Source organism: Pseudomonas sp. HD6515 (genome assembly GCF_024971855.1).
Lineage (GTDB): Bacteria > Pseudomonadota > Gammaproteobacteria > Pseudomonadales > Pseudomonadaceae > Aquipseudomonas > Aquipseudomonas alloputida.
This window is the reverse complement of the sequence record NZ_CP079827.1, coordinates 3,109,457-3,121,553: the sequence shown is the minus strand read 5'-3', so window position 1 is coordinate 3,121,553 and position 12,097 is coordinate 3,109,457. Positions and strand designations below refer to the sequence as shown.

8 protein-coding genes are annotated in these 12,097 nt (G+C 57.3%); 7 read left to right on the top strand and 1 reads right to left on the bottom strand.

Features of this window, described 5'->3' with window-relative positions:
- The first annotated feature begins 113 nt into the window (after positions 1-113).
- From KW568_RS14395 to KW568_RS14365, 7 genes are all read left to right on the top strand, one after another.
- Positions 114-1,190, top strand: a complete 1,077-nt coding sequence (locus KW568_RS14395; protein WP_004577548.1) for an efflux RND transporter periplasmic adaptor subunit — start codon at positions 114-116, stop codon at positions 1,188-1,190.
- On the top strand, positions 1,187-4,396 hold the full coding sequence (locus KW568_RS14390) for an efflux RND transporter permease subunit (RefSeq protein ID WP_004577549.1): 3,210 nt from the start codon (positions 1,187-1,189) through the stop codon (positions 4,394-4,396). Before KW568_RS14395 ends, KW568_RS14390 begins: the two co-directional genes overlap by 4 nt.
- Position 4,397: 1 nt before the next feature.
- Positions 4,398-5,831 carry an efflux transporter outer membrane subunit gene (locus KW568_RS14385; protein WP_004374847.1) on the top strand — a complete coding sequence of 478 codons (1,434 nt, stop codon included), beginning with the start codon at positions 4,398-4,400 and terminating at the stop codon, positions 5,829-5,831.
- Between the two features lie 538 nt (positions 5,832-6,369).
- Positions 6,370-7,542: a DUF2252 domain-containing protein gene (locus KW568_RS14380; protein WP_004374849.1), complete on the top strand. Its 1,173-nt coding sequence runs from the start codon at positions 6,370-6,372 to the stop codon at positions 7,540-7,542.
- Positions 7,543-7,628: 86 nt separating this feature from the next.
- Positions 7,629-8,741: a hypothetical protein gene (locus KW568_RS14375; RefSeq protein ID WP_004577550.1), complete on the top strand. Its 1,113-nt coding sequence runs from the start codon at positions 7,629-7,631 to the stop codon at positions 8,739-8,741.
- A 385-nt stretch (positions 8,742-9,126) separates the two neighbouring features.
- Complete coding sequence (gene potE, locus KW568_RS14370; protein WP_004577551.1) at positions 9,127-10,467, top strand: putrescine-ornithine antiporter; 1,341 nt, start codon at positions 9,127-9,129, stop codon at positions 10,465-10,467.
- A gap of 48 nt (positions 10,468-10,515) precedes the next feature.
- Positions 10,516-11,424, top strand: coding sequence for an amino acid ABC transporter substrate-binding protein (locus tag KW568_RS14365; RefSeq protein WP_004374856.1), 909 nt, complete (start codon positions 10,516-10,518; stop codon positions 11,422-11,424).
- Between the two features lie 223 nt (positions 11,425-11,647).
- On the opposite strand, the gene KW568_RS14360 is transcribed toward KW568_RS14365, so the two are convergent.
- A complete protein-coding gene (locus tag KW568_RS14360) occupies positions 11,648-12,010 on the bottom strand; it encodes a histone-like nucleoid-structuring protein, MvaT/MvaU family (RefSeq protein ID WP_004374858.1) in 363 nt (120 codons plus the stop codon).
- Positions 12,011-12,097: the final 87 nt, after the last annotated feature.

Genomic DNA, 12,097 nt, shown 5'->3' with positions numbered 1-12,097 from the left:
TCAGACAGCCTGTCGGTTTGCCCATCGCCATTGTCCTAGGCGCCTTAAGTCTAGTTGCCGGCTGCGGCAAAGAACCCGTCTCCCCTGCGCATAACCCGCCTGAAGTCACTGTGATGACGGTCACCGCCCGCGACACGCCAGTGACTTTCGAATTCGTTGCCCAGACCCAAAGTTCCCGCGAGGTGGAAATCCGTGCGCGCGTGGCCGGTTTCCTTGATAAGCGGCTGTACACCGAAGGCGATTTGGTCAAAGCCGGACAAACGCTGTTCCAGATGGACCGCAAACCGTTTGAGGCCGCGCTGTTGTCGGCCCAAGGCCAACTGGCCCAGCAACAAGCTCGCTGGGAGGTAGCCAAGTCCACGTTGGCGCGGGTACGGCCGCTGGCGGCGCAGAATGCGGTCAGCAAGATGGACCTTGACAATGCGGTGGGCAACGAACGTGAGACCCATGCCGCCGTATTGGCCGCAGAGGGTACTGTGCGTACCGCGCAGTTGAACCTCAGCTACACCACCATCAGCTCACCCCTTGCCGGACTGTCGAGCTATGCCAAAAAACAGGATGGCAGTTATGTGACGCCAGGTGAGTCGGGGTTATTGACTTCGGTGTCACAGATGGACCCGATGTACGTGAACTTCAGCCTCTCGGAAAACGAGACGCTGAAATACCGCGACGAGATAGCCGCCGGCCATCTCATTTTTCCACCGCGTAGTGATTTTATCGTTGAAGTGGTATTGGCTGACGGCACCGTGGCGCCCAACACTGGCAAGGTGAATTTTCTGGCACCTTCCTACAGTCAGGATACTGGCACCTTCCTGGTTCGGGCAGTGCTCGCCAACCCCGATGGCTTGCTGCGTCCGGGTCAGTTTGTGAGAGCCCTGGCCAAAGGCGCTACGCGACCCAATGCCATTCTTGTGCCGCAAAAAGCCGTGCTGGAAGGTTCCAAGAGTCACTTCGTGTGGGTCCTCAATGCCGAGGGAAAACCAGAGCAACGCGTGGTTGAAGTGGGTGACTGGCAAGGTGACAACTGGTTCATCAACAAGGGGCTACGGGTCGGCGAGCGCATCGTGGTCGATGGCGCGATCAGGGTCACGCCAGACGGGCCATTGAAGATCGTCGATATACCTGGCGCCTCGTCAACAAGCTCAGCCGATGGGCAAACCGCAAAAGCCGATGGGGGGAAAAGCCAATGAGCATTTCCCACTATTGCATTGACCGGCCGATCTTCGCTTCGGTGATCTCCATCATCATCACCCTGGCCGGTGCAGTAGCCATGCTCAAGCTCCCTGTTGCGCAGTACCCGGATATAACGCCGCCGCAGATTACGGTGGCCGCGACGTACCCCGGTGCCGATGCGCAAGTCGTGGCCAATAACGTGGCCGCGCCCATCGAACAGCAGGTCAATGGCGCCGACAACATGATCTACATGAACTCGTCGAGCTCCGCGACGGGCAACATGACCCTCAATGTTTTTTTCGAAATAGGCACCGACCCTTCGTTGGCGCAAGTCGACGTGCAGAACCGAGTCAACCTGGCCCTGCCGCAACTGCCCTCCGCCGTGCAGAGCCAGGGCATCCAGGTACAGAAAAAATCCTCGGCCTTCATGATGGTGCTTGCGGTGTATTCCGCCGGCGACCGCTACGACAGCACCTATGTCGCCAACTACGCCAACCTTTACATCCTCGATGCGATCAAGCGGATTCCAGGGGCGAACCAGGCCAGTATCTTCGGCACGCCAGACTACGCCATGCGGATCTGGCTAAAGCCTGACCGTATGGCCCAGCTGGGTATCACCGCCGCCGATGTACAGAAAGCCGTCGCCAATCAGAACCAGCAGTTCGCCGTAGGCAGGGTCGGCCAGTCGCCTACGGGGCAACCGGTGGAGCAGTCGTTTGCCGTGACCACCAAGGGACGCCTGACAGAGCCTTCGGAATTCGAGAACATCATCTTGCGTGCCAGCAACAACGGCGCGGCGGTTGTTCGACTCAAAGACGTTGGACGCGCCGAGCTGGGGCAAAAAGACTATTCCTTGCGCAGCACCTATCAGGGCCGGCCAGCGACGCTGATTTCCGTGTACCAGCAACCCGGCGCCAATGCCCTGGATGTTTCCGCAGCAGTGACCAAGACCCTCTCGGACATGAAGGCCACGTTTCCCGAGGGCATCGAGTACAAGATCGTGATGGACACCACGGCCTTTACCCGAGCTTCGATTTCCGAGGTAATCCACACCTTCTTCGAAGCCCTGGTACTGGTGGTTATCGTGGTCTACATCTTCCTGCAGAGCCTGCGGGCCACGCTCATTCCGGTGCTCGCGGTGCCGGTGTCGATCGTCGGCACGTTCATCGGCATGTCCGCACTCGGGTTTTCGGTGAACATGCTGACGCTATTTGGCATGGTGTTGGCCATCGGTATTGTGGTGGATGACGCGATCGTGGTGATCGAAAACGTCGAACGCAACATGCAGGTGCACAAGATGACGCCCAAGGACGCGGCAAAACGGGCGATGGATGAAGTGGCAGGCCCGGTGGTGGCCATCGTCCTGGTACTGTGCGCGGTGTTCATTCCGGTGGCCTTCATGGGCGGCATCACCGGTCAACTCTACAAACAGTTTGCGATCACCATCGCCATATCTGTAGTAATTTCCGGCCTGGTCGCCCTGACCTTGTCCCCCGCCCTGGCCTCCCTGCTACTCAAACCGCAGCACGGTGACAAGAACGCCTTTTTCCGCTGGTTCGAACGCAGTTTCGAGCGCTTGACCGAGGGCTATTCACGCTCGGTGGCGTTCATGATCAAGCGCTTTGTGCTGGCATTGCTACTCTTTGCCGGCATGATCGTGCTGATCCTGTTGATGGCCGAGCGCATCCCCAGCGCGTTCCTGCCACCGGAAGACCAGGGCTACTTGCTTGGCGCGGTGATCATGCCCGACGCTGCCAGCCTGGATCGCACCGCCGAGGTCGGCAAACTGGCCAGTGACTTCTTCATGAAGGATGAGGCCGTCGAAGGTGTCGCGATTGTGAACGGCTACAGCCTGCTCGACGGCCAGAACAAGAACAATGCCGGTGCGTTTTTTGTCGGTTTCAAGGATTTCGAGGGGCGTTACAAGGACGCCGAAACCATCAAGGCACAAAGCGCCCCCGCAGTGATCCAGAAGGCCACGCGGGCGTTTTCTACCGTTCAGGGAGGGATCATCTTGCCGGTCAACCCACCGTCCATTCCCGGCCTGGGTACCACCGGAGGCATGGAAGTCTGGGTTCAAAGCAAGGGCGACGGCAATGTCGACCAACTGGCGGAACTGGTCGCCAATCTGGTGGCGAAAGCCAAGACACGTCCGGAGCTGGGCGTCATCACCTCCACCTTCAACGTGTTTTCCCGTCAATTGATGGTCGACGTCGATCGCGAGAAAGCGGAATCCCTGGGCGTACCGGTCGAAGATGTCTACAGCGCCATGCAGACCATGTTCGGCTCGCTCTACGTCTCGCAATTCAACAAGTTCAGTCGCCTGTGGCAGGTGATTCTGCAGGCCGAACCGGCCTATCGCTTGAAGGCCGAGGACCTGCAGCAGATCTTTGTGCGCAGCAAAAACCTCGACATGGTGCCGCTCAAGGCCTTGCTGACCACCCGCTACGTCACCGGTCCCGACCTGCTAACACGTTTTAACAACTTCCCGGCGGTCAAACTCACAGCGAACCCGGCGCCAGGCTACAGTTCAGGCCAGGCACTACAGGCTCTGGAGGAGATCGGCGCGGAAATCATGACCAATGACTATGCGCTGGCATTGAGCGGCGAGGCATTCGAGGAAAAAAAGAGCGGAGGTGCCTCCTCCCAGGTGTTCATCTTCGGCCTGGTGATGGTGTTCCTGATCCTCGCGGCGCAGTACGAAAAGTGGTCACTGCCCGTGGGTGTGCTACTGGCCGTACCCTTTGCCTTGTTCGGCGCCCTGCTCGCCGTCCTGCTTCGGGGCTTGAGCAACGACGTCTATTTCCAGATCGGCTTGACCATGCTGGTGGCGCTGGCCGCCAAAAACGCCATCCTGATTTTCGAATTTGCGGTATTGAACCGGGAAACCGGCATGTCGGCCTACGATGCCGCGATGACCGCGGCAAAAGAACGTCTGCGCCCTATCGTAATGACGTCCCTGGCGTTCATCCTCGGCTGCGTGCCTCTGGCCATTGCCGTCGGCGCCTCGGAGAATAGCCGTCACTCCATTGGTACCGGGGTAATTGGTGGCATGCTGGCGGCGACGGTGATCGCGATCTTCTTCATCCCTCTGTTCTATTACCTGGTGGAGCGAATGTTCGGGGAAAAGGACAACGCCCAAACAGCCGCCAAGCCAACTGCTTCGACGCAGGCTCCGACGATTCCCGACGGTGCGGCACAAAACCGACATGAGGGGGATTGAGATGCGTAAGCCTCCTATCCCGCTGATGTTGTGCCTCAGCCTAGCGGGTTGCATGGTGGGGCCAGATTACCAGCCCCCGAAAATCGACACCCCCGCTGCCTACCGTTATGCAGACAAGGAAGCAAAAGACCTGTCGAATACGCTGTGGTGGGAGCAGTTCCACGACCCGGTTCTGAATGAACTGATCCGCACGGCGCTGCTCGAAAACAAGGACATCAAGATTGCCGCCGCGCGGGTCGAAGAATTCCAGGGCCGTTACGGCCAGACCCGTTCCCTCTTGTTTCCACAAGTCGGTCTGGGCGCCCAAGGGCAGCGCTCCCGTTCGCCGCGTGACACCGGTCCGGTCTCGCTGGACCCATCGGTGGACCCGGTGTTCAACAACTACCAGGCCATTCTCAGTGTGAACTGGGAGCTGGATATCTGGGGCCGGTTGCGCCGCCTGGATGAATCCGCCCGTGCCGATTTGCTGGCCTCGGAAGAAGGCCGTCGAAGCGTGATCTTGAGTCTGGTCGCTTCGGTTGCGTCGAGCTACGTGACCCTGCGTGACCTCGACCGGGAACTGGAAATCGCCCGCACGACCGCCAAGGCTCGCAGTGAGTCCTACGAAATATTCAAACTGCGCTACGGTGCCGGCACCATTTCCGAAATGGAACTGGCACAGAATCAATCCGAACTCGAGCGCACCCAGGCGTCAGTTGCGCAACTCCAACCCCTGGTCGCGCAACAGGAAAACGCCTTGGCCGTGCTGCTTGGGCGTAACCCTGGGCCAATCATCCGCGGCCGTGACCTGGCCCAACTGAATCTGCCAACGGTGCCGGCCGGCTTACCATCAGACTTGCTTGAACGGCGACCGGACTTGCGTCAGGCAGAACTGAATCTGATATCGGCCAATGCACAGATCGGCGCTGCCAAGGCTCAATACTTCCCGACTATTTCCCTGACCGGCCTGTTAGGTTCCGCCAGTAACCAACTGTCGAACCTGTTCACTGGACCCGCTTCCACCTGGTCCTATGGTGTGGCGGTAAGCATGCCAATCTTCACAGCCGGCGGTATTGCCGGGCAGGTGCAGCAAGCTGAAGCCATCCAGAAACAGGCGCTGCAAATTTACCAACAGTCGATTCAATCGGCGTTCAGGGACGTGGAAAATGCCTTGGTCGCATCGAGCAAATCCAGAGAACGGATGGCCTACCAAGCCAGGCAAGTCGAGGCACTGAGCACTTATGCCCATTACGCACGGTTGCGCTACGACAACGGCTATACCAGCTACATCGAGGTGCTGGACGCCGAGCGCAGCCTGTTCGACGCCCAATTGGATTACACCCGCACCCGCGGTTCGGTGTTCACCAACATGATTGATCTGTACAAGGCGACTGGTGGTGGCTGGGTGACCGAGGCGGACAAACTGACAGCAACTGCCAATCAAAAGCGACCATGAGCATGATGGAGACACCGTGTCGGCAGACCGGTTTAGCCGTGCCAACGCCAGCGGTAGCTGTACCTTGGCCCTCTCGAGGTTAAACACTTGCGCTGGAAGGACAGTGTCGCGGGATGACGGATCCGGCTCACAGGCAAACCACAAAACGCTCCCGCCAAGGCTATGAAATGTGCGGTTTTCCAAGCGGAGCATCCACGCAGCTCAGGGGCAGGCTGCTACGCTTTTGTGATGGGACCGAACCATAACGCGATCTTGCTCCTGAACAACTTCGACTTCGTTGAGTAAAGGAGTGGAAATGTCTCCCAGTAAGAAGAAATCCGTCCAGGGTGCGGCTCGAGAACCAAAGTTCGGAATTTACGAGCCGACTTTTCGCTCGCGAAAAGAACGCCTGAACGCAGGAGAGCGGATACGCGAGAGCCTGCCACACTCATCTCACGCAGTGTGGAAACCACCGCGCAAGCATCGTAACCCTATCGATCTCCTTGAAGCGTCCAATCGATATAGACTCCCCAGTCTAGTGCCCGTGCGCTATGGACGCATGTTGCGCAGCCCCTTCACCTTCTTGCGCGGTTCTGCGGGATTGATGGTTCATGACTTGGCCAGCCTCCCCAACACCGGCATTCGGGTACAGGCGTGCGGTGATTGTCACCTGTTGAACTTCGGACTGTTCGCGACACCCGAGCGCAATCTGATTTTTGACATCAATGATTTCGACGAAACCCTTCCCGCCCCCTGGGAGTGGGATGTCAAACGCCTGGCGATCAGCTTCGCCGTCGCAGCTGCAGATAACAGGCTCAGCGAAAAAGATGCCCACGCGATCGCCGTCAAATCCGTTAAAGCTTACCGGGAACGTCTACGCGAGCTTTCGAAATTGAGCCCGCTGGAGGTCTGGTATGACCACCTGGATGCACAAACGATCATCGATATGGCCCCCAATGCCAAAATCAAAAAAAACCGTGAGCAATTGATAGAAAAAGCCAAGGTTCGAGTCGGCGATTACCTTTATCCCATGATCAGCAGTGAAGTGGCGGGCCGTCGACGCCTGATCGATCAACCCCCTGTTCTGTTTCATATCTATGAAAAGGACTTTGAAAAACGGGTGCATGCGGCACTGCAAGACTATCGATTATCGCTACCCCATGAACGCCGCATACTGTTTGATCGGTACCGTCTCGAAGACTTTGCCGTAAAAGCCGTCGGAATAGGGAGCGTCGGCACCTATTGTTTTGTCGGCCTGTTCTTTTCCGCGGAGAACCACCCCCTGCTTCTGCAATTCAAGGAAGCGTGTCCTTCCGTGTTGGGGCCTTACGCGGGAAAAAGCGAGTACGAGAACCAGGGGCAACGCATTGTCACAGGGCAGCGGCTGATGCAGTCTTCCAGCGACATTTTTCTGGGCTGGACGCAAGGCCAAAAAGGCCGCCATTTCTTTGTGCGGCAGTTGCGAGACATGAAAATGTCTGCGCCGATCGAAGGCGCAACGACCACACAAATGAAGCTGTACGCCGAGCTATGCGGTCGTACCCTCGCGCGTGCCCATGCAAAATCCGGGGATGCGGCACTGATTAGCGGCTATTTGGGTAAGTCGGACTCCTTCGATCAGGCCATCGGCAAATTTGTCATGACCTATGCAAAGCAAAATGCAAAAGACTATGCCGCGTTGGTAGCCGCAGAAAAATCCGGACGGATCAAAGCATTGAGAGAAGAAGACTGACACTGCCGTCCCGTGCTGTTGCCTTAACCGAACGCGCTGAATGCCATTATCTGAGGCCCACAAAAAATGCGTCATGAGGCAACACTATGGATCACCAGACCTCTGTGCCGAAGATCACGCACCTGCCGCACCGTATCCGCCTGTTGGTACTGCTCGCCACGGCGTGCTACGTCGGAGGCTGCGGTACGCTGGGGCCGACCTCGATACAGCGCGATCGCACAGACTACGGCACGGTGATTGCCACGACCTGGAAAGAACAGACACTGCTCAATATCGTCAAGTTGCGCTACGCCGATGCACCGGTGTATCTGGAAGTCTCTTCGGTGATCAGCTCCAGCGCCATACAAAGTCAGGTCAACCTCGCAGCAGGCTGGTTTTCGGGATGGCCCAACGACGGTAGCAGTCAGGCCATAGGCGCATCCGGCGTTTACACAGATCGTCCAACAATCAGCTATACACCGCTTTCCGGGGAGCGGTTCTCACGCTACTTGTTGCAACCCTTATCTCCTGAGGCCGTTTTTTCGCTTATTCAGGCAGGCTACCCGGTCGACCGCGTGCTGCAATTGACCGTCCGAGCAGCGAATGGTGTGTACAATCGATCGGTATCGCCTACACGCTTGCGTGCCGCAGATCCACGTTTCTATGAGCTATTGGATGCGTTAAGGCGGATACAGCGTTCGGAATCGCTGGGTGTAAGAGTCAGTACCCGCGCCAACGAAAGAAGCGAAGTGCTCATGATCGAACGTGACATCCCCGATGATGTGGAGAAGGATCGCCGTACCGTACGAAAGATTCTTCACTTGCGGCCCGACAAGGATGAACTGACACTGACTTTCGGTATGGTATCTAGGAGCGATACCGAGATTGCGCTCCTGACACGCTCCATGTCAGAAATCTTTTTGGAACTCGCCGCGACGATCGAGGCCCCTGCCGCGCATTTGCAAGATGGGCGAGCAAACCCCATGCCTCCCGTGCCCGATCATCCCAGTCCGTGGGACGATCCTCTGGTTCGCATCCATTCGAGCGAAGAGCGACCCGCTGATGCCTATGCTGCTGTGCACTATCGCGACTATTGGTTTTGGATCGACGACCACGACATGAAATCCAAATCGGAGTTCTTGTTCATACTGGTACTGTTCTCTCTTGCCGAAACAGGCGTGGCGCCGCAAGCCCCGGTGATCACCGTACCCGCTAACTGATGTGACAGTCATTATCCATAACCCGCCAAGGTCATATCAAAGGCGCTGCCGGTTGGACGAAGTGAAATAGGCAAGGATCATTGATCTTTATCAATTGTTAACGGTTAATCGAGTTCACGCTGATAACGACGCAACGCCGCACCGCCACGGAGTACCCGCCGTAAGCAATCCATCGTCGATTACCTGTTGGCGATAGCACTGTTCGATGGCCCTTTCCCGGGCTTTGAACCTGCCAACCTGCTGTCAAGATCAAGCGAGATCTGCCAGGTGCGCCCACCCTGCAGAGTTTACGTAGTCAAGCATTGAGCATTAGCCCCCTATTCGGCCACGCGTTGCACGTTGCCGGACCAAGGTTCAAAACATTGAACGCGGCAAGGAGTTTGCGATGGCTGATTCAAGCAAAAAAATGAGCCTGGTCGGGCTTACGACGCTGGTGACAGTCAACATGATGGGTTCGGGGATCATCATGTTGCCTACCAACATGGCTCAACTGGGTGCCGTCTCGCTGTTGTCGTGGCTTTTCACGGCAATCGGCTCGATGGCCATCGCTTATTGTTTTGCCCAGTGCGGCGTCTTCTGCTCACGCTCTGGCGGGTTGTCCGCCTACACCGAAGAGGCTCACGCGAAGTCGGGTTTTTTCCTCTGCTCGTACCTGTACTTCCTGTCTCTGGCCATCGCCAACGTAGCCGTGGCCATCTCTGCGGTGGGCTACATGACCGCTTTCTTGCCCTGGCTGGGTAGTGGTGCCATCCCGTTGTGCATAGGCACCATCGGGCTAATCTGGCTGACCACCTTCGCCAACTTCGGCGGCCCCGGCATCACCGGCAAGATCGGTGCTTTCACGGTCTGGGGCGTGATCATTCCGGTAGCAGGCCTTTGCATCATCGGCTGGTTCTGGTTCAAGCCCGATGTACTGGTCGCCGCCTGGAACCCTAACGATCTGCCGATTTCCGAGTCCATCGCCAAAGCCATTCCTCTGACCCTGTGGGCGTTCCTGGGCATGGAGTCGGCGGCCCAAGCCACCGATGCCGTGGAAAACCCCAAGCGCAACGTGCCACTGGCCTGCCTGTTCGGCACCTTGGGGGCTGCCGGTGTCTATATACTGTCGACCACCGTCATCCAGGGCATCATTCCCAATGCCGATCTGGCCAAGTCCACGGCCCCCTTCGCGCTGGTCTACGCCACGATGTTCAATCCATTGGTAGGCCATATCGTCATGGCCCTGGCGGTCATGGCATGTGTCGGCTCGCTGCTGGGGTGGCAATTTACCTTGGCGCAAACTGCCAAGATGACCGCCGACCAGAACCTGTTCCTCAAGTTCTTCAGCAAGGTCAACACCATGAACGCCCCTGTCGTCGGCATGATCGTCTGTGGCGTGCTGCAAACCTTGATGGCCCTGTCGACCATTTCACCGGATGCCGCCGCCCAGTTCAGCAAGCTGGTCAACCTGGCGGCGGTGACTAACCTCATCCCATATTTAACCGCGCTGACCGGTCTGCTGGTCATCATGTACAAGGCCGGTGTCTCAACGACGATCTACGCGCGCAACCTGGTAGTGCTGCTGGTTGCGGTGACGTACTCCTTGTATGCCCTGTATGCCTGCGGCAAGGATGCGGTGATGGGCGGCACCCTGGTACTGGCCTTCGGTTACCTGCTCTACGGTTTCCTCGCCAAGCGTTTCACCGACACGCTGCCAGCCGAACAGGCCGGGGCCGGCAATCCTTAGGCGCGGCAGCCAGGACTGCACAGACATCTGCATACGGGGAAACCGGACATGAACGTACCCTTTATCAAAACCACCCGTTTTTTGCTCGCTCTGGCGTTTTTGACGCTGCCTTTGATGGCCAGTGCCTCCACACTTGAACGCGTGCGCAGCAGCCACAGCTTCACCATGGGCTACCTGCCAGACCTGGCCCCCTTCAGCACGCAGGAAGGCGACAAAGCCAGCGGCTATGCCATCGAGCAGTGCCTTAAAGTTGCAGACAAGCTCAAGCGCGAACTTGGCCTGCCGGACCTGCAAGTGCGCTACCAGCCGGTTACGGTTTACGAGCAGGTCAGTGCGGTGAGCCAGGGGAAAGTCGATATTCTCTGCACGCCGACTCCGCCCACTCTGGAACGGCGCAAGACGATCAGTTACGCCATACCGATCTACACCGCCGGTCTCTCTGTCGTGGTGCGCAAGGATGCCCCCGAATCGCTGCTTAATGTACTCAATGGCAAAGTCGCCAATAGCGGACCGACCTGGCGAGCAAGCATCAACAGCGGTCTGGCCAACCACACATACGCCACCATTGAGGGCGGTGTAACCGAAGACTGGATTCGCGAAAGGATGCGCCTGCTTGGTGTAATCGCTTCACTGGTTACCGTGGCCAACAACGATGAGGGCATCAAGCTGGTCGCCGACGGCAAGGCGGACGCGTTCTTTGCCGAGCGCATGTTGCTGAAAAACGAAATAGCCAAGGAAGGGGCTCCCAAAAACCTGATGCTCCTGGACCGCATATTCGAGTACTCGCCGGTGGCGATGATGGTGGAGCGCAATGACGACGACTTCCGCCTGCTGGTCGATACGGCCTTGAGCGAAGCCTATCGTTCGGGCTCCATTGAAAAGGACTACGACAAATACTTGGGAGGGACCAACGATATCGTGAAGAAATTGTTCAGGGTGTATGCGTTACCCGAGTGACATCAATCACTACAGGCCGTCTGCAAGCAGCCTTCCAGGCGCTGTATGAAAAGCCGTCTCAAGGCTTTTCATACCGACGCTAACCTTGGCCGCAGGTCACTAGGAGAAACGCCATTTCCTGAGCGTGGCAAGTGTCGAGGAAACCATGGGATACAGCCTGCCAATCCACGGGCAAAAGAAACGGCCTCTGAGGTCGTTTCTTTTTTTGCGTCTTTGATCGAACTTAGGAAACCCAAGACTCGACCACATCAGATCCATATTGAGCCTTCCACTCCTTCAGCAGTTTGTGGTTGCCACCTTTGGTCTCGATGATCTCGCCGTTGTGCGGGTTCTTGTACTGCTTAACCTGACGAGCGCGACGAGGTGCTTTCTCTGCGGCAGCAGGTGCGGCACGGCGACTGGCCTGTGGATCCAGAAGGTTGATGATGTCACGAAGGCTATAGCCATATTGGCCCAGCAGATCGCGCAGTTTGGTCTCAAACTCGATTTCTTTCTGAAGCTCACGGCTGCCTTTCATGGCCTCCAGTTCGGCCAACTGGGCGGCCAATTTTTGCTCAAGTTGTCTAAATTCTGCCAGACGCGACATGGGGATACTCCGAAGTTGGACAGGTGACCTTTAGAACATCCTAACGCAGTTTAAATTCAAACCGAAATGAAAATCAGGGCCACCTGC